At 40.1% G+C, this 22,304-nt stretch carries 24 protein-coding genes; 1 reads left to right on the top strand and 23 read right to left on the bottom strand.

Annotated elements, in window-relative coordinates; all coding sequences use genetic code 11:
- Positions 1 to 49: 49 nt before the first annotated feature.
- The 15 genes from PW252_RS03775 to PW252_RS03705 all read right to left on the bottom strand — a co-directional run bounded on the left by PW252_RS03775 (position 50) and on the right by PW252_RS03705 (position 14,870).
- Positions 50 to 1,390, bottom strand: a complete 1,341-nt coding sequence (locus PW252_RS03775) for a dipeptidase (RefSeq protein WP_248050783.1) — start codon at positions 1,388 to 1,390, stop codon at positions 50 to 52.
- 116 nt (positions 1,391 to 1,506) lie between these two features.
- Positions 1,507 to 3,009: a YfcC family protein gene (locus PW252_RS03770; RefSeq protein WP_105118364.1), complete on the bottom strand. Its 1,503-nt coding sequence runs from the start codon at positions 3,007 to 3,009 to the stop codon at positions 1,507 to 1,509.
- Between the two features lie 249 nt (positions 3,010 to 3,258).
- Positions 3,259 to 4,206 carry a carbamate kinase gene (gene arcC, locus PW252_RS03765; protein ID WP_248050781.1) on the bottom strand — a complete coding sequence of 316 codons (948 nt, stop codon included), beginning with the start codon at positions 4,204 to 4,206 and terminating at the stop codon, positions 3,259 to 3,261.
- A 209-nt stretch (positions 4,207 to 4,415) separates the two neighbouring features.
- On the bottom strand, positions 4,416 to 5,429 hold the full coding sequence (gene argF, locus PW252_RS03760) for an ornithine carbamoyltransferase (protein ID WP_105125559.1): 1,014 nt from the start codon (positions 5,427 to 5,429) through the stop codon (positions 4,416 to 4,418).
- Positions 5,430 to 5,468: 39 nt separating this feature from the next.
- Positions 5,469 to 6,701: an arginine deiminase gene (arcA, locus tag PW252_RS03755; RefSeq protein ID WP_172091668.1), complete on the bottom strand. Its 1,233-nt coding sequence runs from the start codon at positions 6,699 to 6,701 to the stop codon at positions 5,469 to 5,471.
- Positions 6,702 to 6,955: 254 nt separating this feature from the next.
- Complete coding sequence (locus PW252_RS03750; RefSeq protein ID WP_248050826.1) at positions 6,956 to 7,651, bottom strand: Crp/Fnr family transcriptional regulator; 696 nt, start codon at positions 7,649 to 7,651, stop codon at positions 6,956 to 6,958.
- Positions 7,652 to 7,770: 119 nt separating this feature from the next.
- Complete coding sequence (gene whiA, locus PW252_RS03745) at positions 7,771 to 8,682, bottom strand: DNA-binding protein WhiA (RefSeq protein ID WP_248050776.1); 912 nt, start codon at positions 8,680 to 8,682, stop codon at positions 7,771 to 7,773.
- Positions 8,679 to 9,653, bottom strand: a complete 975-nt coding sequence (locus PW252_RS03740) for a YvcK family protein (protein WP_248050774.1) — start codon at positions 9,651 to 9,653, stop codon at positions 8,679 to 8,681. The genes whiA and PW252_RS03740 overlap by 4 nt, the downstream gene beginning before the upstream one ends.
- On the bottom strand, positions 9,650 to 10,537 hold the full coding sequence (gene rapZ, locus PW252_RS03735; protein ID WP_172022276.1) for an RNase adapter RapZ: 888 nt from the start codon (positions 10,535 to 10,537) through the stop codon (positions 9,650 to 9,652). Before rapZ ends, PW252_RS03740 begins: the two co-directional genes overlap by 4 nt.
- Positions 10,538 to 10,558: 21 nt before the next feature.
- Complete coding sequence (locus PW252_RS03730) at positions 10,559 to 10,936, bottom strand: RidA family protein (RefSeq protein WP_172049525.1); 378 nt, start codon at positions 10,934 to 10,936, stop codon at positions 10,559 to 10,561.
- Positions 10,937 to 11,115: 179 nt separating this feature from the next.
- Positions 11,116 to 11,385: a type II toxin-antitoxin system RelE family toxin gene (locus PW252_RS03725; RefSeq protein WP_248050772.1), complete on the bottom strand. Its 270-nt coding sequence runs from the start codon at positions 11,383 to 11,385 to the stop codon at positions 11,116 to 11,118.
- Positions 11,375 to 11,602, bottom strand: coding sequence for a type II toxin-antitoxin system RelB family antitoxin (gene relB / locus PW252_RS03720; RefSeq protein WP_248050770.1), 228 nt, complete (start codon positions 11,600 to 11,602; stop codon positions 11,375 to 11,377). The genes PW252_RS03725 and relB overlap by 11 nt, the downstream gene beginning before the upstream one ends.
- Positions 11,603 to 11,834: 232 nt before the next feature.
- Positions 11,835 to 13,181, bottom strand: a complete 1,347-nt coding sequence (gene asnS, locus PW252_RS03715) for an asparagine--tRNA ligase (protein ID WP_248050767.1) — start codon at positions 13,179 to 13,181, stop codon at positions 11,835 to 11,837.
- A 13-nt stretch (positions 13,182 to 13,194) separates the two neighbouring features.
- Positions 13,195 to 14,376 carry a pyridoxal phosphate-dependent aminotransferase gene (locus tag PW252_RS03710; RefSeq protein WP_248050766.1) on the bottom strand — a complete coding sequence of 394 codons (1,182 nt, stop codon included), beginning with the start codon at positions 14,374 to 14,376 and terminating at the stop codon, positions 13,195 to 13,197.
- Complete coding sequence (locus PW252_RS03705; RefSeq protein ID WP_248050765.1) at positions 14,373 to 14,870, bottom strand: cell wall elongation regulator TseB-like domain-containing protein; 498 nt, start codon at positions 14,868 to 14,870, stop codon at positions 14,373 to 14,375. The genes PW252_RS03710 and PW252_RS03705 overlap by 4 nt, the downstream gene beginning before the upstream one ends.
- Positions 14,871 to 14,993: 123 nt before the next feature.
- On the opposite strand from PW252_RS03705, the gene PW252_RS03700 reads away from it, so the two are divergent.
- Positions 14,994 to 15,437 carry a MarR family winged helix-turn-helix transcriptional regulator gene (locus PW252_RS03700; protein ID WP_248050764.1) on the top strand — a complete coding sequence of 148 codons (444 nt, stop codon included), beginning with the start codon at positions 14,994 to 14,996 and terminating at the stop codon, positions 15,435 to 15,437.
- 140 nt (positions 15,438 to 15,577) lie between these two features.
- On the opposite strand, the gene glf is transcribed toward PW252_RS03700, so the two are convergent.
- The 8 genes from glf to PW252_RS03660 form a co-directional block, all read right to left on the bottom strand.
- Entirely contained in the window at positions 15,578 to 16,696 is a 1,119-nt protein-coding gene (glf, locus tag PW252_RS03695; RefSeq protein ID WP_248050763.1) for a UDP-galactopyranose mutase, read from the bottom strand.
- A gap of 18 nt (positions 16,697 to 16,714) precedes the next feature.
- Positions 16,715 to 16,960: a hypothetical protein gene (locus PW252_RS03690; RefSeq protein WP_105118348.1), complete on the bottom strand. Its 246-nt coding sequence runs from the start codon at positions 16,958 to 16,960 to the stop codon at positions 16,715 to 16,717.
- 12 nt (positions 16,961 to 16,972) lie between these two features.
- A complete protein-coding gene (locus tag PW252_RS03685) occupies positions 16,973 to 17,905 on the bottom strand; it encodes an Rpn family recombination-promoting nuclease/putative transposase (protein ID WP_248050762.1) in 933 nt (310 codons plus the stop codon).
- A 470-nt stretch (positions 17,906 to 18,375) separates the two neighbouring features.
- A complete protein-coding gene (locus tag PW252_RS03680; RefSeq protein ID WP_248043705.1) occupies positions 18,376 to 18,741 on the bottom strand; it encodes a DapH/DapD/GlmU-related protein in 366 nt (121 codons plus the stop codon).
- Positions 18,742 to 18,887: 146 nt separating this feature from the next.
- Positions 18,888 to 19,340 carry a glycerol-3-phosphate cytidylyltransferase gene (gene tagD / locus PW252_RS03675; RefSeq protein ID WP_248043706.1) on the bottom strand — a complete coding sequence of 151 codons (453 nt, stop codon included), beginning with the start codon at positions 19,338 to 19,340 and terminating at the stop codon, positions 18,888 to 18,890.
- A 26-nt stretch (positions 19,341 to 19,366) separates the two neighbouring features.
- On the bottom strand, positions 19,367 to 20,056 hold the full coding sequence (locus PW252_RS03670) for a hypothetical protein (RefSeq protein ID WP_248043707.1): 690 nt from the start codon (positions 20,054 to 20,056) through the stop codon (positions 19,367 to 19,369).
- A gap of 16 nt (positions 20,057 to 20,072) precedes the next feature.
- Positions 20,073 to 21,296, bottom strand: a complete 1,224-nt coding sequence (locus PW252_RS03665; protein WP_248043708.1) for an oligosaccharide flippase family protein — start codon at positions 21,294 to 21,296, stop codon at positions 20,073 to 20,075.
- The gene (locus PW252_RS03660; RefSeq protein WP_248043709.1) at positions 21,296 to 22,249 is read right to left on the bottom strand and encodes a glycosyltransferase family 2 protein; all 954 of its coding nucleotides are present in this window, start codon (positions 22,247 to 22,249) and stop codon (positions 21,296 to 21,298) included. The genes PW252_RS03665 and PW252_RS03660 overlap by 1 nt, the downstream gene beginning before the upstream one ends.
- Positions 22,250 to 22,304 lie beyond the last annotated feature (55 nt).

The raw sequence follows: 22,304 nt of genomic DNA, 5'->3' as shown, positions 1-22,304 counted from the left end.
GTCGAATAAAAGAAAAGTTCTCAGACCAAACAATCTGAGAACTTTTCTTTTATTCAGCAGCCAAACGATAAATAGCTTCCGCGTAAATGTCCATTGTTTTGTACAAATCTTCCAATGGCATGCGTTCATTTTCCTGATGTTCCGTCTGTTCTGTGTCAGGGAAACAAGCTCCAAAAGCCACACAGTTTGGCATGGTTCGAGCAAAAGTCGCTCCCCCAGATGAGATAGGCTGGCTGTCCATATCTCCTGTTTTATCCTGATAGACGGACATGAGGGTCGATACAAGCTGGCTATCCAGTGGGACATAGAGAGATGCTAAGTAATCAAATTCTTCATAGGTCAGACCACACTCCTGAGCCTTGGCTTGCAGGGTCGCCACCAATTTTTCCTTGTCCGCTGTGACAGGTATGCGAATATCCAAACGAATTTCTGATTTCTTGGCATTGATGGTCAGACCCGCAATATTGAAACTCAAGGTACCTGACGGCTCGTCGGTTACATCGCCAAACAGCTTGAAGCCTGTGGCATCTTCTCCAATAGCATTGACAATAAAGTTTAAAGTCGGATGGTCTTCAAATTTGTCCAAGGCCTTGGCCAAACGTACGATGGCATTGACACCCTCAGCAGCATCCTTGGCGTGCCGCGAAATACCCAGAACGGTCACTTGGTCATCATTGCTTTCATAATCAAAGCCCAGCTGGTCCAACTCTGCCATGACCCCAGCTAATAAGTGGCCTGAATAGCTAGCCTTAGCAGGTACGACATTATAGGCAGTTCCCGCTTCGATACTCAGACAAGGGTGGCCTGGTCCATGCAATTTAGCTTGTAACAAGCCTTTTTCCGCATAGGTTAAAGGGAAGGAGGAATCAGGTGCAAAGCCCATAGTTGCCACTTCTTCTAGTTGATTGTAGCGATTCATACAGCGCCAAAGTGTTTCTTCATCGGTACCAAAAATAAAGCGAATACGTTTGGTAAAAGTGACACCTGCATCCATTAAAGCCTTGACAGCAAAGAGAGCCGCCATAGAGGGTCCCTTATCGTCTTGGACACCGCGACCAATCAGGAAGCCATCTTTTACGACTGCTTCAAATGGCGGTGTGTTCCATTGCTTGAGATCACCAGCAGGTACGACATCCAAATGACAGAGAACAGCCAGCAAGTCTTTCCCTTGACCAATTTCTGCATAGCCATAATAGCCTTCTGGATCCAGATAGGTAGTAAAGCCCATCTTCTCAGTCATAGCTAGGGTGTGTTCCAAGACATCCTGAATAGCCTGACCAAATGGTGTTTGGTTTTGACCTTCATGTAGGACAGACGGAAAAGCTACCAGTTCCTTAATCGCCTCGACACAAGCCTCTTGATGCTGTGCTTGAATAAAACTTGTTTCCATTGTTTCTCCTTTCAACAGATTAAAATATAGTTCTTTCTGTTTTCATTCTATCACAAATGGAAAAACTGAGCCAGATTTCATCTGCAATTATGACAAAATCTGACCCAGAATTTCGATTAGAAGAATGTCGCAATGACAAGAATCGCAATTGATGCAAGTACGATAGCTGCAATCAATTTACCTACAAATTTATACCAAGTTCCGATCTCTACACGACCTAAAGCCAAGGCTCCCATTACAATACCTGAGGTTGGAGCCACTAAGTTCAGTACACCAGAAGCAGCTTGGAAGGCTGTGATAATCAAATGAGCTGGCACATTAACAAACTCACCGAGAGGTGCCATAATACCCATGGATGCCCCTGCAAGACCAGATGTTGATGGAATTAGGAAGGACATGGGCAGGTAGAAGAGATAGGTCAAGATGATGAAGACTTGTGAAGACAAACCTTGCAAGCCAACTTCACCCCAGTGTAGAATAGTCGCTGTAATCATACCGTCATTCATGATGACTTGAATACCACGCGCCACCGCGCAGATAAGAGCAACACTGAGCAAGTCCGCCGCACCATTCATAAAGGCCTTCACCAGACGCGCTTCGTCCATGCCATAGACAATACCGACCAAGACACCTGCTACTGCAAAGAGCATAGCTCCTTCAGGGAAATACCACCAGCCAAATGGATAAGCCGAACTACCAATCACCTGACCGATACCTGGCAAGCCAAGCAACCAGGTATTGAAATCTGCAAAGACAGAAACACCCAAGTCTTCCCAAGGAATAAAGCTACAAATCATGACAACAAAAGTCAAGACGAAGACCCAAAGAACACGTTTTTGAGCTGGTGTTAAGACAGCATTGACTTCTTCAGATGTGTTGACATTGAAATGAGCCATATCTGCTTCACGTTGTTTGTAAACCAAGGATTTAGTTGGGTCGTTTTTCACTTTTTCAGCATAGTTGGCAACAAACCACACACCCAGGCCCAAAATGACGATAAAGAAGATAATCCGCCATATCATACCATCTGCCAAGGAAACTCCTGCTGCATCCGAAGCCACACCTGTCGCAAATGGGTTTACAGTCGAAGCCAAACAGCCGATTTGAGAACCCAGCAAGATAATGGCAACACCTGTAATACTATCAAAACCAACTGCCATCATAACAGGAACTAAGAGTGGGAAGAAGGCCATGGTTTCCTCACCCATACCGTAGGTAGAACCACCCAAGGCAAACAAAGGCATGAGGATGTAAATCAACATTTTCTCACGACCCTTGAAGCGTTTCACAATGGAAGCAATCCCCACATCAAGAGCACCCGTTTCATTGACCACGCCCAAGAAGGAACCAACCATCAGGATGAAGAAGGCAACGTCGATAGCCTTGCTAGTATCACCATGCCCCAACATAGCCCGAACTGGCGCCATCACAATATCCCAAATTCCCTGCGGATTTTGAGCTACTGCTTGGTAAGTGCCTGTAATATATTTTCCAGCTTCGTCTTTTTCATACTGACCAGCTGGAATAACCCATGTCATAACTGCCATAAAGGCAATAATGAGCATCAAAATAGAATACGATGAAGGCATTTTAAAGCCTTTTTTCACTTTTTCGCTCATCGCAAAAACCTCCTATAATATTTTTAAGTGAAATGTATCCACAATGACCTTATCAAATATCCACCTATCTTCAAGAGATTGCCATCTCTTTCAGAGTATCGTCTGAAAACATTGCTTATAGATAGATACTTGATAGAATGGATGGAAGGGGGAGGACCTTGAAAATCTGAAGGAAGACACTTATTGGTCAGCCATTTTCGCTAACCATCCATTTCTTCCCTACTCCCCCGTCCATCTCAAAAGAACTCGTTACTCTTTCACAATAATAGTACCGCTGTCTGATTCAATCAAGGCACCCAAGTTTTCGAGCGATGTAATGACTGCTTTTGATTGCGGTTTATGATTGACAAAGGCAATAGCAGCTTCTACTTTCGGTAGCATGGAACCTGGCGCAAATTGGTTTTGCTTGATATATTCTTCCAATTCAGCCACGGTAACTGTTTCTAATTTTTCTTGGTCTGGTTTGTTGTAGTTGACAAAGACATAATCTACACCTGTCAATACGATAAATAGGTCTGCATCGACTAATTCAGCCAAACATTGGGAAGCAAAGTCCTTATCAATAACCGCTTCCACACCTGTCAAGGTACCATCTGCTTCTTGAACGACTGGAATACCACCGCCACCAGCAGCTACGACTACTTCACCTGCATTGAGAAGGGTACGAATGGTGCCGATTTCCTTAATGCCTACTGGTTTTGGTGAAGCCACGACTTTACGCCAGCCACGACCGGCATCTTCTTTGAAGGTCGCACCTGTCTTTTCAGCTTCCGCCTTAGCTTCTTCTTCTGTGTAGAATGGTCCAATTGGCTTGGTCAAATTTTCAAAGGCTGGGTCATGTTTATCAACAATAACCTGGGTAACGACGGAAGCTACATCCTTTTCAATGCCTTCCTTAGCCAATTCATTTTCCAAGGCATTTTGGAGCCAGAAACCGATGGAACCTTCTGTCATAGCTACCAAGCTATCCAGTGGAAAAGCTGGGTTCTTTTCTGAATCAGCTGCCAGGTTTTGGAGCAACAGGTTTCCGACTTGAGGACCATTACCATGGGTAATAATCAAGTCGTCGCCATTTTTGATTAGTTTAACAAGGTGCTTGGCTGTTTGTACCAAGGCCTCTTTTTGTGCTTTAGCCGATGGGTCGGAGGATAAAATAGCATTGCCACCCAAGGCTACTACAATTTTACGATTTACCATATCTTGTGTTTTCGCCTCTCTTTCATATTCTAGAAATCGCTTTCATTTTTTTATCTAAGAAAAGGGGGCTGGGTTCAGCCCCCAGGAGGTGCGATGACTAGAGAATATACTCAATGAAAATCAAAATCAGACTAGGCGACGAAGATGAAGATAGAACTGAAGTTCATCAAATCGAGGCAACAACGTATGAGTTTGATTTTCGAAGAGTATTACACACGTGGAACAAATGGATCCCCTAAGGTAGCCGCCATCACTGCTTTAATAGTGTGCATACGGTTTTCAGCCTGGTCGAAGTGACGTGCATATTTGCTACGGAAGACTTCATCAGTTACTTCCATTTCTTCTACGCCGAATTTTTCAGCAACATCTTTACCATAAACAGTATTTGTATCATGGAAGGCAGGTAAGCAGTGTAGGAAGATAAGATTGTCGTTTTCTGCTTTTTTCACCAATTCCATATTCACTTGGTATGGTTTCAGGAGAGCAACACGTTCTGCAAATTTAGCTTCTTCACCCATGGATACCCAAACGTCTGTATAGAGAACATCTGCGCCTTTAACTGCCTCGTCAGCATTGTCAGTAATAAGAACACGCGCGCCGCTTTCTTTGGCAAAGCCTTCTGCCAATGCCACAACAGTTTCATCTGGGAAGAGTTCTTTTGGAGAGAAGATATGGACGTTGACACCAAGAATGGCACCTGTCACCAAGAGAGAGTTGGCAACGTTGTTACGACCATCACCACAGTAAACCAAAGTCAATCCTTCCAACTTGCCAAAGTTTTCTTTGACAGTCAAGTAGTCAGCCAACATTTGAGTTGGGTGCCATGCATCTGTCAATCCATTCCATACTGGCACACCTGAGAATTCTGCCAATTCTTCCACCATCTTTTGGCTGAAACCACGGAATTCAATACCGTCGAACATACGTCCCAAAACCTTAGCAGTATCTTCTGTCGATTCCTTCTTGCCAAGCTGGATATCATTTGCACCGAGGTATTCTGGATGAGCACCAAGGTCAATGGATGCTACTGTGAAGGCAGCACGAGTACGAGTAGATGTTTTTTCAAACAAGAGAGCAATATTTTTACCTTCCAAATAACGGTGTGGAATATTGCGTTTTTTCAAATCTTTCAAATGAGCTGAGAAATCAATCAACCATTCCAATTCTGCGCGTGTGAAATCTTTCTCTGCAAGGAAGTGTCTGCCTTTAAAAATGTTTGTCATTGTTTCTTCTCCTATCAGTTTATTCTATTTCATACAGTTTTATAGGTCTTCCCGTTCAAATGGCATGGACATACAACGTGGTCCACCACGACCGCGAACCAACTCACTTCCGCTAACCTTGATTAAACGAAGCCCCTTGGATTCAAGAATTGCATTTGTAATGGTATTGCGTTTGTAAACAACAACTACACCTGGTGCAATGGTCAGGGTATTGGAACCGTCATTCCATTGCTCACGCCCTGCTGCAACGATATTATCACCACCACAACGGATGAGCTCTACTTTTTCAAGACCCAAATTACTTGCCAAAACCTCTGCCAAATCACCATGTTCTTCTTCGATATGGAGAGTTTCATTTTCATAAGTCACAGAGAAGACACGGAGGGTTCCTTCTATTTCAGGGTGAATGGTAAATTTATCGTAGTCTACCATGGTAAAGACAGTATCCAAATGCATAAACTTGCGACTATTTGCAAACTCAAAGGCTAAAACTTTCTTGAAGCCAACGCCCCGTTCAAAAATATTAACTAATAGTTTTTCGATAGAGGCAGCATCTGTCCGTTGGGAAATACCCACTGCCAACAAATCTTTGGAAAGAATTAACTCATCTCCACCTTCGATACGGGTGGTTTCATCACGGTTATAGACCAGTGGAACCTTTCCAGCATAGTCTGGGTGATAGGTGAAGATATACTTACCGTAGAGGGTTTCACGGTTACGGGTTTCAGCATACATATGGTTGAGTGATACCGCATTACCAATGGTCGCAAATGGATCCCGTGTGAAGTAAAGGTTCGGCATTGGATCAATGGCAAATGGGTAAGATGATTCGACCAAATCTGTCAACCCTTTTTCATCAGCTGGAACCGGTGGCAGTTCTGCCTTTTGAACACCAGCCATGGTTTTTTCTACTAACTCCTTGTTATCCTCAATAGCTAGCAAGAGCTTACGAATGGCTTTCTTAGTAGCACGACCACGAATATTTGCTTCATCAAGATACTCATCGATAAATTGCTCACGAATTTCAGGTGTTACCAGTGATTCAGCGACCAATTGCTCCAGATAGAGCACCTCAACTCCTTCGTCACGAAGGGCTTGCGCAAAGGCATCGTGTTCCCTCTGAGCATCTTCTAGGAAGGGAATATCATCAAATAATAGACGCTCCAAGTGGTCAGGCATCAAGTTTTCAATTTCTTTACCCGGCCTATGTAGCATAACTTTTTTCAGTTTACCAATTTCTGAAAACACATGGATTGGATGATGTGACATGATCTGTCCTCCTAATATTTTTTTCTTTGATTGGAAATGTTAGTGGACCGTACGCTTTCCACCCTTTCCTTGACAACTACAGTCTATCAAATATCAGAAAGAAAAACTTGAAAACGTTCACATCTTTTTGAGAAATTCATCACATTTTTCACAGGATTTTTGGGTAAATATTAATAATATCACTTTAATTACGCATATTTCTATCTATCTATATCATTATGTGAATTTTTATTTTTTGTAAAAAAAGAACGAAAACTTCAATAAGTTTCCGTTAAATTGGCTAGAAAATAATCAACATCCAGATAAGTCAGGATTTTTCGCCTATAGATAATCTTTTTATCCTGCTTTAATTGCTTGAGAACATGGCTAACTGTTTCCCTTGTCGTTGCGGCCAGGCGAGCAATTTCCTGAATATGAATATCAAATGGCAAACTTGCCAACCCTTCCCGCTGGCACATATCCCAATAGAGAAGTGCTAAGGCCTGAACAACTCGCTCCGAAGCCTTGGACCGCATACTATTACGCAGGCGCAATTCCTGAAAGCCCAGGATTTTGGATAATTTTTGACAAATATAAACCAACTGACAAGGATTGGTCTTTGATATACTTTCAAATAAGGACATAGGGATAATCAAACATTCCAAATCTGTGATAGCAATAGCTGTGTAATGATAGGGTTTATCTTGGAACATGTCCGCCAATGGAAAGGCACCACCCTGTCGGATATAGTCCAGATAGGTAAAACTGTCTGTTTCATCATACTGTTCAATCCTGGCATAGCCCTTCTGCAAGACAAATAAATAGTCTCTTGGATCCTCGGCATAAAAAAATATCTGCCCTTTAGGAACCTTTCGAAAGCGGATATGCTTGGCCAGCTGGTCAAAGCTATCTCGGTTAAGGTTTTCAAAGGTTGGATGTTTCCTAAGATAGCTATACTGCTCGCGGCTGATCATTTTCAAGCTCCTTTATCAATCATTCTCCTACGATTATAACATATATTAACTTATAAGACGAATGATTATAATCAAATTTACAACAGAAAAACCAGCTCAAAAGAACTGGTTCGAAAAAACTATAAATCATCCGCAATCTTATTGATTTTCCGCAGTCGATGATTAACCCCGCTCTTTGTGATGGGTACTGTCAAACTATCTGCTAATTGTTGAATCGAATAATCAGGATGTTGGATACGGAGTTGGGCAATCTCTTGCAAGTCTCCCGTCAGCTGGTCTAAGCCTATGGTATCCATAATTTTTATAATGTTGTTGATGGTCTTCATGCTGGCGTTGACAGTTTTAGCAATGTTAGCCGTTTCAGCATTGTTAGCTCGGTTGAGGTCGTTTCTGGCCTCACGCAAGAGCTTAATATCTTCAAAGGCTGTCTTGGCTTCCTCTGCCCCTATGACTAAGAGAAAGTCCATAATATCTTCTGCCCGTTGCAGATAGGTAATGGTTCCCTTGCTTCGCTCAATAACCTTGGCATCCAAGAGAAATTTTTGTAACAGATTAGCTAAGTCATGGGCATGGTCACTATAAACAGAGGCAATTTCTAACTGATACCGTCCCTTTTCAGGGTCCTTGACAGAACCTGCTGCCAAGAAAGCCCCACGCAAATAGGCTTGGCTCCAGCTATCATTTTCAAGGACAAGGGGCGAAATCCCTGTTTCCAATCCAAAAAAACTATCCGCCAAATGCAAATCATTTAAGATGTCATTGACCCCCTCCTCAATGACTACTGCATAAACACGGTTCTTTTTGAGATTAGGTTTTTGATGGTGACGGATTTCAGCTTTTACCTGATAAAAATGCAGGAACAATTCGTAGATATGTCTTGCAATTTTGGCATTTTCAGTCGAGATAGACAGGGTCAAGCCTGATGAAGCCAGCCCCAGACTACCAGACAGTTTGATAATAGCTGACAGCTCACTCTTATTTTGAATAGCTTGTATCAAAAGCTCTTCTTTGACTTTTATAGTAAAACTCATGACCGCACCTGCAAAATCTTGAGCAACTCTTCTACCACCAAATCACCATCATGAAAAGCTCCGCCATTTTCCAAACGTAAGAAATTAGATGAAATCACACGGCGAGCTTGTTCTTGTAGGCCAGCAAAATCATGCTTAACCTGAACCAAATATTCATCAAACTGGTGGGTATTCATGTAGTCTTGCGGAACGGGTTCACTATTAACCAAAACAGTATCGATGAACTTTTCGCCCAGATGACCATTCAAGACGGTCACATGGTCAGCATCTGAGAAAAACTCAGTTTCACCACGCTGGGTCATAATATTGCAGACATAGGTCACTTCAGCCTTGGTTTCCTTCAGAGCTTTCCCAAGATCTGAAATCATGAGATTGGGCAGAATGGAAGTAAAGAGCGAACCAGGTCCCAAGACCACCATGTCACTCTCCATAATGGCCTCGACCACCTGACGACTGGCCTTAGGCTCATCATCATTGTAGGAATTGGTCACATAGACATGGCCAATCATGCCCTTATGTTTGGCAATCTTGCTCTCACCCGACACCTCAGTACCATCTGTAAATACAGCATGGAGAGTCAAGGCTTGTTCACTAGAAGGGTAAATCCGACCTGTCGTGTGGAAAAATCGAGTTAGCAGCCGCATAGCATTATAGGTCGAACCCTGCATCTCCGAAATTCCAGCAATAATCAGATTTCCTAGGGGATGTCCGGCCAGAGGACCGTCCGAATCCGCAAAGCGATACTGGAAAATCTTCTCATACAATTTGGGCATATCGGACATGGCCAGAAGGACGTTACGCAGATCTCCTGGGGGCGTCACCTGCAGAGCTTGACGAATTTCACCTGAGGAACCCCCGTCATCTGCTACCGTCACGATGGCCGTAATGTCCACATCCTTGTCCCGCAAACTCTTCAAAATGACTGGAATTCCCGTACCGCCCCCAATCACTGTAATCTTTGGTTTTCTCATGAGCGGTTGACCGTTTCCTTCCGTCTATCCTTGTCACGATGGCTACGATTGACAATCCAGTTTTTCTCCAAATCATCTGCCAAGCGTTTGGCAAAAGCAACGCTTCTGTGTTGACCGCCCGTGCAACCAACAGCAATGGTCAGAACAGACTTGCCTTCCTTCTGATAACCTGGCAGAATTGGCTCAATCAAGCCGATAAGGTGGCTGTAAAATTCTTCAGATTCCTGGTGGTCCATGACATAATCAAAGACAGGAGCATCCAGACCAGTCAGATTGCGTAATTCTTTCTGATAATAAGGATTTGGCAAGAAACGCACATCAAAAACCAAGTCCGCATCCAGAGGCAGACCATATTTGAAACCAAAGGACATGACTTCCACACGGAAGGATGGTTGATTGTCCTGACTAGCAAATTGCTCAGAAATGGCCATCCGCAGATTACGCGGTGTCAATTCTGTCGTATCAATGACATTCTGGCTCATATTTTTCAGAGGTGCCAAGAGCTCACGCTCAAGCTGTATCCCGTCCAAAACCCGACCATCTGCTGCAAGCGGATGCGAACGTCGAGTTTCCTTATAGCGAGCAACCAATTCGCTATCTGTCGCATCCAAAAACAAGACCTTGAAATCCAAATCTTCTGCAGATTCAATCTCATCTAAGACTTCTCGAATTTCCGAAAAGAAAGACCTGCTCCGCATATCCACCACCAAGGCAATCTTATTGTTGTCTTGGCTGTAGCGAATCAATTCTAAAAATTTTGGCAAGAGGGTCGGTGGCATATTGTCAATGGTAAAATAGCCCAAATCCTCAAAAGACTGAATGGCTACTGTCTTACCAGCTCCCGACATCCCTGTCACAATAACTAAGTGGAGTTTGTCTGCCATGACATTCCCTCCTTTTCTTTCTTAATCAATTACCGCAATGACTTCAATCTCAACCTTAACATCACGTGGCAAGCGCGCCACTTCTACCGCTGAGCGTGCTGGGAAATCTGATGAAAAGGCTGTTTTATAAACTTCGTTAAAAGCCACAAAGTCATTCATATCCTTGAGGAAACAAGTTGTTTTCACCACATGGTCAAAATCTGTACCAGCTGCTTCTAAAATGGCAGCAATATTTTTCAAGACCTGCTCTGTCTGTTCTTGAATGGTTACTCCCACAACTTCACCCGTTTCTGGTGACAAGGGAACCTGACCAGAAGCAAAGAGGAAATTTCCTACAACCTTACCTTGTACGTATGGTCCGATAGCTGCTGGTGCCTTATCTGTGTGAATGGTTTTCATCTGTCAATCTCCTTTATTCTTTCTAAGTCTATTATAGCATACTAGAGAGCGAAAATGAGCATGTCATCACCTCCTAGCAAAGCAAAATCTACACAACTTAGCAAACAAGCACATTGACACAAGAAAACAGACCACATTTGTAGTCTGCTTATGTATCTCTATCCTAGTTTCCTAGAATCTTACTTTTTATAGATTTCTTTACGATGCCCAACTTCAAGAGCTAAAATGACCATTTTATTGTCAATGATATCACAAATCACACGGTAATTTCCTACTCGATACCGCCACAGACCCTTGTACTCTCCGACCAAGGCCTTGCCAAACTGCCTTGGATGTTCCAAACCATCCAAACGTTTTTTCAAATCCTTAGCAAGCATCAGTCCCACATGCCTGTCCATTTTTTTCAACTGCTTCAAGGCATCATCGCTGAGCACAAGTTTATAGGCCATCTTCTAACTCCGCAAGCACATCATCTATCGAATGAGTTACTGGATTTTCTTGGAATTTCTTCAAAGCCTTGATGCCAATCTCATAATCCAGCTGGTCTTCAATCTGTTCCGCCAGTGCAGATTTGAATAACTCAGACAAACTTTTTCCCGTATGAATAGCATAGCTTCTAAAAAGTTCCTCTTCTGCTTCATTTAATCGCAGGGATACAATACCCATTATTCCACCTACTTTCTTATTGTAATACATTGTAAAACAATTATTCAGAAATGTCAACTAAAAGAAAACAGACCACATTTGTAGTCTGTCAGTAAATATTTATTTCGCAGTCTTTCAGTTTACTTTTAGTACTAGCTCTAACAGTCTAGGAATAGACTGTTAGAGGTCGGAAATAGAGCGAACGAAGTTCGTACCCAAAACTGCAGACTGCTTGTTCAGTCAAAAGACTGTATTACGGATGCAAGCGGTGCAACATTCTCGGGAACGGAATGGCTTCACGGATGTGTTTTGTACCAGCTACAAAGGTCACCATACGCTCAATACCGATACCGAAACCACCGTGTGGCACTGAGCCGTACTTACGAAGGTCAAGGTAGAATTCATATTCGGACTTGTCCATGCCGAGCTCGTCCATCTTAGCTACCAAGGCATCGTAGTTGTCCTCACGCATAGAACCACCGATAATTTCACCGTAGCCTTCTGGTGCCAAGAGGTCCGCACAAAGCACGCGCTCTGGATTACCAGGAACTGGCTTCATGTAGAAGGCCTTGAAGCTAGCTGGATAGTTGACAACGAAAGTCGGTACACCAAAGTAGTTTGAAATCCAAGTTTCATGTGGTGAGCCGAAGTCATCACCATGTTCGATGTGTTCGTAGTCTGTACCTTCATCAGCCTCATGCTCTTGAAGAAGGGTAATAGCATCATCATAAGCCACACGTTTGAATGGTTCTGCAATGTAGCGTTTAAGGGCATCCACATCACGCTCAAGAGTTTCCAAGGCTTGTGGAGCACGGTCGATAACACCTTGAATCAAGGCTTTGACATAAGCTTCTTGCAAGTCTAGTGACTCGTCATGGCTGAGGAAGGAATACTCGGCATCCATCATCCAGAACTCCGTCAAGTGCCGGCGAGTTTTTGATTTTTCCGCACGGAAAACAGGACCGAAGTCGAAAACACGACCAAGGGCCATAGCACCAGCTTCTAGGTAAAGCTGACCTGATTGACTGAGATAAGCTGGTTGACCAAAGTAGTCTGTTTCAAACAATTCTGTCGAATCTTCTGCCGCATTTCCAGACAAGATTGGGCTATCAAACTTGATGAAGCCATTCTTTTCAAAGAATTCATAAGTCGCATAGATGATGGCGTTACGGATTTGCTGGATAGCAACCTGTTTACGCGAACGCAACCAGAGGTGACGATTGTCCATGAGGAAGTCCGTACCGTGTTCTTTTGGTGTGATAGGGTAATCTTGTGACTCACCGATGACCTCGATGTCTGTCACATCCAACTCGTAACCAAATTTAGAACGCTCATCTTCCTTGACAATCCCTGTTACATAGACAGAGGTTTCTTGGCTGAGGCGTTTTGCAACATCAAACTTCTCCGCACCAGCTGCCTCGCCGAACTTTTCAATGAAGTTTGGTTTGAAAGCAACTGCTTGGAAGAAGGCTGTTCCGTCACGCAACTGCAAGAAAGCCAACTTGCCCTTACCTGACTTGTTGGCAACCCAGGCTCCAATGGTCACTTCTTGACCAACATAATCTTTTACTTGGTTAATGGTAATCAATTTTCTAGACATTATTTTTCCTCTTTTACTTTTTCATAAATGTGTGTAGTCGAGCCACCGCTTCTTTTAGTGTATCCATATCCATCGCATAGCTGAGGCGAATATTTTCAGGAGCTCCAAAACCTGCACCTGTCACCAAGGCGACACCAACCTCTTCCAAGATAGCAGTGGTAAATTCGGTCACATCTGTGTAGCCCTTCATTTCCATTGCTTTTTTGACATTTGGGAAGAGATAGAAGGCACCTTCTGGCTTGATGACTTCAAAACCTGGCACTTCTGCTAGTAATGGATAGATGGTGTTAAGTCGTTCTTCAAAGGCCTGACGCATGGTTTCTACCGTATCTTGCGGACCTGTAAAGGCTTCTATGGCCGCATACTGAGCAGCAGTCGTTAAATTCGAAGTCGTTTGTCCGACAATCTTGCTCATGGCCGCAATGATTTCAGGATTACCAACCGCAAAACCAACCCGCCAACCTGTCATGGCATAAGCTTTTGCAACACCATTGACCACAATAGTCTGCTGGCGAATGCTTTCTGAAATGCTTGAAATCGGCGTGAAGCTGTTCCCATTGTAAACCAAACGACCGTAAATATCGTCTGCCAAGATGAGAATGTCGTGCTCCACAGCCCAGTTTCCGATAGCTTCCAATTCCTCACGACTGTATATCATACCAGTCGGATTGGACGGACTATTGAGCAAGAGGACCTTGGTCTTGTCAGTCCGAGCCGCTTCCAACTGGTCAACCGTTACCTTGAAATTGTGCTCTTCCGTCGCTGTGACAAAAACTGGCACGCCTTCGTTCATCTTAATCTGGTCGGCATAGGAAACCCAGTAAGGTGTTGGAATCAGAACCTCATCACCAGGATTGATAACCGCCGCAAAGAAGGCATAGAGAACAAACTTGGCACCCGTGGCAAGAACGACTTGGTTGCGTTCGATGGAGTAGCCGTAGAACTTCTCAAAATAAGTATTGACCGCGTCCTTCAATTCTGGCAGACCTGAAGCCACTGTGTAAAAGCTGGCCTCGCCATTTTCAATAGAACGAACAGCTGCTTCTTGAATATTCTTCGGTGTGACAAAGTCTGGCTCACCCAAGGTCAGCTCTAAAATATCACGTCCTTCCGCCTTCAAGGCCTTGGCCCGCGCACCAGCTGCCAGGGTGACACTTTCTTCCATCTCTAAGACACGTTTTGATAGCTTGTTCATAAGCCCTCCTTCTTGACAAAACTTCCTGTTTCAAACTCTACTAAATAATAGGCTGTTCCTGATTTGACTTCCCAAATTGGCTTGCCATCCCGCAAGCCTAGAATAGTTCGCTCTACCTGACCTGCACCATTTTCCTTGGCAATAGCTTGCGCTTCTTCTTGCGAAATTCCCTGAGCCAAAGGATAGACATACACAGTGCTAGAAGCCTCTGGAATCAAAACTGCAACGTCTTCTCCCTGACTGGTAGTACCAAATACACTAAAATAGGTTTCCATGCCATTGTAGATAGAAAAATCCTTGACAGTTTGTAAATCTGCATATTCTGTAGCTACAGTAACTGCGTGACTACGCGCCTTGTTGAAGGGTGCTGCAGCCATATCCCAAATAGTAAAAATTGAAAAAGTTACAACACTGAGGAGGATAAAAGAGCCCAACACCAACTGCCCAGTCTTAGAAGCCATCCACTCCAAAAGTTGAAATATCTTTTTTTCCATAGTAGTCCTATTATACTACAAGTCACAAGAGATTTCCATTCTTTCAGCAAGTGAATAAGAATTTTACAGACATAATTTGCCATTTGACTTGCATATAGGACTAATTATTGCTAAAATATTCTCATGAAAACTGTTGAACAATCTTTAAATGAAAACAAGAATGCACTCCATAGCCTTGTCGTCTTTCGCAGAGCAGCCAATACCATCTCAAAATCAGAGTTAGAAACCATCAAAAAATACGGACTGACCGTCTGTCAGTTTGGCGTGATGGAAGCACTTTACAACAAGGGTAACCTCCGCATTCAAGACTTGATTGATAAGCTACTCAGCACATCTGGAAATATGACCGTCGTCATCAAAAATATGATACGAGATGGCTATGTCTATAAAACCAGTGACGCAAGCGACCGTCGCGCCTCCCTGATTGCCTTGACAGACAAAGGACGTCAGACCATCGAAGCTATCCTGCCAGAACACTACGATCATGTCGGACATATTTTCTCTGTATTAAGCCCAGAAGAACAAGAACAGCTGGCAAACATTTTGAAAAAATTTAAGAAAGAATGACAAATCCCAAAGCCTAAACAACTTTGGGATTTTGATATATTTTGCTCGATACAAAACCTGATTAGAACTTGAAAATAGACAATATATGGCCATAAACTTTGCTATACAAGAAATTTGACCTACCTATGACACCATTCTAACTATCCCAAAGGTCCTACTTCATTTCTGACACACTGCAAGGCCGCTCCAATTACCTGGTTCATATCGTAGTAACGATAGTGACCTAGACGACCACCGAAAATAACATTCTCCTGTTGTTCAGCTAGGCGCTTGTAAGCTGTGTAAAGTTTGTTGTTGCGGTCATTGTTAACTGGATAGTATGGCTCATCTCCACGTTTCCAAGTTTTAGAATACTCGCGTGTAATAATGGTTTTTTCTTGTGTACCAAATTCGAAATGTTTGTGTTCGATAATACGAGTAAAGGGTGTTTCACTATCTGTGTAGTTGACAACCGCATTTCCTTGGTAGTTTTCCATATCCAAGACTTCAGTTTCAAAACGAAGGCTACGATATTCCAACTCCCCAAGCTCATAATCAAAGAACTCATCAATCATACCTGTAAAGACAACTTTTGGATAGTTTGCCAAGTATTCTTCCTTATTAGCAAAGAAATCAACATTTATCTCCACATCGATATTTTCATGATCCAACATTTTTTCAACAATCTGCGTGTAACCACCGATTGGAATACCTTGGTAAGTATCGTTGAAATAGTTGTTGTCATAAGTCAAACGCACTGGCAAGCGACGGATGATAAAGGCTGGCAACTCCGTACAAGGTTTTTCCCATTGCTTCTCAGTGTATGACTTGATCAATTTTTCATAGATGTCTGTACCAACTAGGGAGATTGCTTGCTCTTCCAAGTTCTCAGGCGTTTTTCCTCCCAAAACAGCGCGTTGCTCAGCAATTTTTGCCTCAGCTTCAGCAGGAGTAACTACACCCCAAAGCTTGTTAAAGGTATTCATGTTGAATGGAAGGTTGTAAATTTCACCCTTGTAGTTGGCAACTGGTGTGTTGGTGTAGCGGTTGAATTCCGCAAATTGATTGACATAGTCCCAGATTTCCTTTTCAGAAGTATGGAAAATGTGTGCACCATACTCATGAACCTGGATGCCTTCTACTTCTTTGGTATAAATATTACCTGCGATGTGGTCACGTTTTTCAATCACCTTGACCTTTTTGCCTTTTTTAGCTGCTTCATGGGCAAATACGGCACCAAACAAACCAGCACCAACTACTAGATAGTCGTAATGTTTCATATATTTTGTATTTTTCTCCTAAACCTGATGATTTTGTGACAGTTGATCGATTTGTACAGAAGATAGACCGGTCAACTTTTCAATCATTTCATACGAAAAACCTTCACGCAACATTTGATAGGCGACATCTATACGACCTTTCTCCAAACCTTCTTCTAAACCTTCGGCTCTACCCTCTTCCTTACCTCGCCGTCTACCACGTATGTAGGAGCTTTCCAATTCGCCAAAGTGGTTGGAAGCATTACGTAACCATTGATCTACCATTTCGATTTCCTCTTAAACCTGATGATTTTGTGACAGTTGATTGATTTGATCTGAAGATAGACCGGTCAATTTTTCAATCAGTTCATACGAAAAACCTTCACGCAACATTTGATAGGCGACCTCTATACGACCTTTCTCCAAACCCTTCTCCAGGCCTTCTTCTAAACCTTCTGCTCTGCCTTCCTCCTTACCTCGCCGTATACCACGTATGTAGGAGCTTTCCAATTCGCCAAAGTGGTTGGAAGCATTACGTAACCATTGATCTACCATTTCGATTTCCTCCTCTGTCCATGTGTTTCTATCCAGCAGGTGTTCTGCTTTTTCAATAACATCTGATGTAGATTGACTAAATGCTCGGTTGGCGAAAAATTCTATCCATTGGCGCTGATTTTTCTCTAGCTGACCCTTGCGGAATTTTTTCAGTTCAATAATGACCATTTCAAATGGTTTTCTCAATTCTTCATGTTCACCAAATGGCAATTCCAAGACTTGACCCCCATCTTTTTCAGTCAGTACAAAACTGTGAATCGGCTGGTCATCATCAAAATACTTACTGGCCACTAAGGCAATCGAATATATCGGAGAAATTTTATCATACATATCATGCGTCTGCGTGACCTTGTCACGAACATTGGGCAAGTCCTTAACCAAATGTTGGCAGGAATAGGTCCATAAGCGCTTGATAAAACTATTTTGATAGGCAACCTGTATCTCAATGATGACTTGTGTTCCATCATCCATACGAGCCAAAATATCCACCGTAGTACTAAAGTGACTAGTCCTTTCTTTTTTCACATCCGCAATGGTTCCATTCAAAATCTGAACAGACTTGGGGCGAAAACCTAGAAAAGTATTGATGAAATCAATAGTGATTTCGTGGTCATTGAAAATCTTTTTTGCAATAATGTCAGCCATTGGACTGACTGCCTGACGGCGTTTTGTCATCTACTTTCCTCCGAATAAAGTAATCGAGAAATACTCCCTATCTATTTATTCGGAAAAGTTTCTAGTTATATTATAGCATGATAGCCAAAACTTTTCCATTTTTATAGTACACAAGTAGACGACAAATCGGGAATAAAGAACCTTTTGAGCACATTAAACATAATGGGTTTTGATTGCTTTGAATATAAAGAAAGAGAGAACGAAGTTCGTCCTCTCTAGGTGTTAGCTTTTCATCTACCCACTACAGTTGACAAAGATCCTTTTTAATGAATAGTTTCAACCTATATATTCACAACGGTAAGTCCTATCACTACGAATTCATTTTTTGTAAAATAAGAAGTGTCATTGATGATAGTTAATTTCTTATAAATATGCAATTATTTCTTCCTTCAAATTAAATTTTTATATCTAAATTAATTTTACAAATTGGGTATTGAAATACAAACTGACAAATGCTTTTCTACCTCAATCTAAACCAAATTCTTCTTAATCTCAGCAGGTACTCCAGCAACCATTACATTATCAGGAATTGATCTTGTCACAACTGAACCTGCAGCAATTACAGAACCTTTTCCGATTACAACACCTGGAAGAACTGTAACATTAGCTCCAATCCATGTCCCATCCCCAATAGTTACTGATTTACAAACAGTCTCACTAGATGCTCTTTGGACACTTTCCGAAATGTAGTGTGTAGCAGTGCTAATAAATACTCTAGGACCAATAAAAACACGCTTACCAACAGTTATAACAGTATCTTCTTTTAGCTGATCTCCAAAATGAAAAAAGCAATCATAACTAATAAATGAGTTATCTCCTATATATACATGGTCCAAATGATCAGAAGATACCCCCCCTAATATTTACACCTTTTCCAAGATTAGAAAATAATTTAAATTTAGCTCGAGTAATTTTCTCATTAATACTTTCAATTAATCTTTTATAAAATATATAGTTGTACTTCATAGGAATTCTCCCTATACTAATTTGAACCAGTAATAATATTATCAGTTATTAATTTTGAATTTCCATTAATAGGCTCAACTGAATATAAATCTTTCTTTATTTGTGAGGTACTAATTTCTGGTGTCCTCGGTAGATAGACAACTTCTACACCTTCTTCTCTAAGGAAATCAAATTTCCCTTCCCAATCATCACCCATGACAAAAGTATCTATATGGTATTCATGTACATCCGATTTTTTTTGATTCCAGCTTTGTTCAGGTATCACTAAATCGACATATCTAACGGCCTCAACCAGTGATTTCCTTTGTTCATATGTAAAGTAACATTTCTTTTGTTTTTCATTCCAGTTAAATTCATCAGATGAGACAACTACAACTAGGTAGTCACCTAATGCCTTAGCACGTTTTAATAAATTAATGTGCCCATAATGTAATAAATCGAAAGTACCATATGTAATAACTCTTTTCAAAATATGTCCTCCGTTATTTGAATATGCTAATCATCTAAATGACCAAAGAGCTGAGTGTCAATATGAAATGAAGGTGAATCAAAATCTTTCCAATTAGGATTTGGAGTTCTCCAGTCTCTTGTATATAGAGTTTCTAAATAAGGTTCAATAGGTTCTGGAAGAGACTTAGAACCTAATGCTGTTTCTAATTTTGCTACAGTTAATTCGAATGGCAAGATTAGATTAATTGATGTAAATTCTTTATCACTTGAATACTCAACTCCAGGGACTCTGTAGTATGCTTGAGTTTGACATTTTCCATTAGAGTTCACGTATAGAAAGAAATCAATATTAACTCCTTCAAGAAGATAAGCCTGCTCCGTAATTGTGTTATTGGTTTTGAATTCCTTAATTTTTTCTAATCCGTTAGAAACTAAAAATTTTTCAAACTCTAACCAATTAAATTGCTCATTCATCAAGATTCCTACATCAATATCGATATCTCCATTGATAAATTTTCCGTCTCTATAGAGACCCAAAGCACTACCACTAGCATAAAAAAAAGTATATGGAGATGCATCAAAAATACTATCTAGTTTTTGAGAAACTAATTCTCCATTTTCTAATAAAAACTTACTCATTTTTCTCTTTTTTGGTAATAGTAAAACATTATTCAATTTTAAAAATAAGTCATAAATAATCTTATTTTTTTTTATTATTTTTTTTATTTTGTGCATAGATACTCCTTAAAATCTAGCTATATTTTTTAATAATTAATGCTCTGAAAATAACCTCAATTATTGTAGTCAAAGAAAATAAATAACCTAAACTAATTGGATTTATTCTATGACAGATCCATAGAACTAATAATAGTAATACATAGACTGTAAAACTAAGAAAAATTGATATATTTGCGTATTTTTCTCTATTAATTGCTGATAATGCTGGAAATCCTAATAGATAATTTGGAAACATTAAAATCATACTGGGGATTAATGAAATTATTATATCTATCGCCCCGATGTATTCTATTCCAAAAATTAAAACTGTTAATTCTTTAATAAAAATAAAACAAATAATTGAAATGATAATTAATGCGGGTATAGTAATTTTTAATATTTTATAGATAATGTTTAGGTCTTTTGTTCTGATAAGGTATGGATACAGACTATCTGCTATAGGTGAATAAATTGAAAAGACCATTTGGGCAATTCTGAATGCAAATGAATAGTAACCAACTTCTACTTTTGAAGGATCTAGTACTCCAAGAATAAATATTCCTGCTGAGGAGTATATTACAGAGACGATTCTGGAGATGAAAAACTGTACTGAATCTAAAAATATCTCCGAAATTAACTTAAAATTAAATCTAAAATATTTAAAAACATTCACAATCCTATTTAAGTCAATCAATGCCCATACCAAAGCCAACGCATTTCCAATTAAGGTAGCAACTGGAATAAGATTCAAATCCTCTTTCGTTTTTAAAAAAATAAAAAGCAGTAATGTAAAAATTAATCTAATAAAAATTGTCCGATAAGTAAACGACTGCATTTTTTCCAAACCTCTAAAAACAAAGTCTGGTAAGAAGCCGTTAATTAGTATTGCAATTAGAAACCAAATATACAAAGGATAAAAACTACTCTCAACTCTAAGTAAGATTAAGTATATCCAAAGAAATATGATTGATACTACTGAAATAAGTAATTTAATTACAGATACACTCCAAAAAAGTTCAGTAATATATATTGGATTATTTCGATTTTTTGAAACTAATCCCGTCGCTGAAATAGTAAATCCAAAATCAATAAATAATGTAAAATATGTCATTAGGGCAGTTGCAATACCTAATTCTCCATAATATGAAACACCTAATACTCTAGCTTGTAATGGAATTGTTATCATGGAAAAAAATACTGTTGAAAATTTTAATAAGTATAATAAAACAGTATTTTTAAATAATGAACTCTTAACCATTATTTCCCCCTATAAATAATGCTAATAAGAGCTGGAAAATATCTGAAAAGAATTAAGGCTATTTTCTTACCTAAAGTATTTTTAGAATTCAAAACTTTAGGAAATGAAAAATATTTTTTATACTGAATATGGAATATTTCCTTTACATATTTATCAGAATAAAATATTTGATACTGTCCAAATGTGAATTTAAGAATCGAAGATACAAAATTATTTCTAATTTCATCTTTATCTAAAAGGATCAACCATTTCTCAAACTCATCATAAACCCATAATCTTGTATAGCTAAAACTTCTTGTATTAGTATTTCCCAACCTTAGCTTTAGATAATTATGGAAAACATAATTACTAGCAAAATATTTAGGTTTACGATTTAATAATTCCAAGTTAAAATAAACATCCTCAAAAGGTTGTGACACTTTAAACTTTATATCAACTAAGAAATCTTTTCTAAAGACTTTAGTCCACATTTCATATCTTATCAAATCTTGATTAACCACATTCTCAGTAAAGTAGTTAAAATCAACTTCCTGTAAGCAAGTAGACTCCATATTTATTTGATTGTAAATCTGTAACTCATTTTTAGAAAATACATCTTTAGACTTAAATGAAAATACATCCAAATTGTTCTTATCTAATGCTTCAACACATTTTTCTATTGCTATTGGATGAAGTGAATCATCCCCATCAAAAAAATATATGTAAAATCCATTTGCCTTTTCCAACCCAAGGTTTCTAGCAGCTGAAAGTCCCTCATTCTTTTGAGAGTAAACTTTCAACCTCCTATCAGCGGAATACTTTTCTAAAATATCAACACTATTATCAGTAGAACCATCATTAACAACAATTACTTCTAAATTTTGATAAGTCTGATTAAGTATTGACGAAATTGACACTTCTAAGTATTCCTCTAAATTATATACTGGAATTATTATTGAAACTAATCTATCCATATTATTGCTCCTATATTATTTTTTATCAGAATTTCGTACCACATTGACTAAAATT

It is taken from the genome of Streptococcus sp. 29887, from assembly GCF_032595075.1.
In the GTDB taxonomy this organism is placed as follows: domain Bacteria; phylum Bacillota; class Bacilli; order Lactobacillales; family Streptococcaceae; genus Streptococcus; species Streptococcus iners.
The sequence above is the reverse complement of the archived record's forward strand: the minus strand, read 5'-3'. Positions and strand labels throughout refer to the sequence as shown.

Excerpts from the sequence above, each read along its gene's own strand:
- rapZ (WP_172022276.1), bottom strand. The coding sequence starts at position 10,537 with ATGGCAGACAAACTCCACTTAGTTATTGTGACAGGGATGTCGGGAGCT.
- PW252_RS03775 (WP_248050783.1), bottom strand. The coding sequence starts at position 1,390 with ATGGAAACAAGTTTTATTCAAGCACAGCATCAAGAGGCTTGTGTCGAG.
- PW252_RS03670 (WP_248043707.1), bottom strand. The coding sequence starts at position 20,056 with ATGCACAAAATAAAAAAAATAATAAAAAAAAATAAGATTATTTATGAC.
- asnS (WP_248050767.1), bottom strand. The coding sequence starts at position 13,181 with ATGTCTAGAAAATTGATTACCATTAACCAAGTAAAAGATTATGTTGGT.
- PW252_RS03770 (WP_105118364.1), bottom strand. The coding sequence starts at position 3,009 with ATGAGCGAAAAAGTGAAAAAAGGCTTTAAAATGCCTTCATCGTATTCT.
- PW252_RS03700 (WP_248050764.1), top strand. The coding sequence starts at position 14,994 with ATGAAAACTGTTGAACAATCTTTAAATGAAAACAAGAATGCACTCCAT.
- PW252_RS03710 (WP_248050766.1), bottom strand. The coding sequence starts at position 14,376 with ATGAACAAGCTATCAAAACGTGTCTTAGAGATGGAAGAAAGTGTCACC.
- PW252_RS03750 (WP_248050826.1), bottom strand. The coding sequence starts at position 7,651 with ATGATCAGCCGCGAGCAGTATAGCTATCTTAGGAAACATCCAACCTTT.
- whiA (WP_248050776.1), bottom strand. The coding sequence starts at position 8,682 with ATGAGTTTTACTATAAAAGTCAAAGAAGAGCTTTTGATACAAGCTATT.
- PW252_RS03685 (WP_248050762.1), bottom strand. The coding sequence starts at position 17,905 with ATGACAAAACGCCGTCAGGCAGTCAGTCCAATGGCTGACATTATTGCA.
- PW252_RS03705 (WP_248050765.1), bottom strand. The coding sequence starts at position 14,870 with ATGGAAAAAAAGATATTTCAACTTTTGGAGTGGATGGCTTCTAAGACT.
- PW252_RS03730 (WP_172049525.1), bottom strand. The coding sequence starts at position 10,936 with ATGAAAACCATTCACACAGATAAGGCACCAGCAGCTATCGGACCATAC.
- PW252_RS03665 (WP_248043708.1), bottom strand. The coding sequence starts at position 21,296 with ATGGTTAAGAGTTCATTATTTAAAAATACTGTTTTATTATACTTATTA.
- argF (WP_105125559.1), bottom strand. The coding sequence starts at position 5,429 with ATGACAAACATTTTTAAAGGCAGACACTTCCTTGCAGAGAAAGATTTC.
- glf (WP_248050763.1), bottom strand. The coding sequence starts at position 16,696 with ATGAAACATTACGACTATCTAGTAGTTGGTGCTGGTTTGTTTGGTGCC.
- PW252_RS03660 (WP_248043709.1), bottom strand. The coding sequence starts at position 22,249 with ATGGATAGATTAGTTTCAATAATAATTCCAGTATATAATTTAGAGGAA.
- PW252_RS03725 (WP_248050772.1), bottom strand. The coding sequence starts at position 11,385 with ATGGCCTATAAACTTGTGCTCAGCGATGATGCCTTGAAGCAGTTGAAA.
- relB (WP_248050770.1), bottom strand. The coding sequence starts at position 11,602 with ATGGGTATTGTATCCCTGCGATTAAATGAAGCAGAAGAGGAACTTTTT.
- PW252_RS03690 (WP_105118348.1), bottom strand. The coding sequence starts at position 16,960 with ATGGTAGATCAATGGTTACGTAATGCTTCCAACCACTTTGGCGAATTG.
- arcC (WP_248050781.1), bottom strand. The coding sequence starts at position 4,206 with ATGGTAAATCGTAAAATTGTAGTAGCCTTGGGTGGCAATGCTATTTTA.
- PW252_RS03740 (WP_248050774.1), bottom strand. The coding sequence starts at position 9,653 with ATGAGAAAACCAAAGATTACAGTGATTGGGGGCGGTACGGGAATTCCA.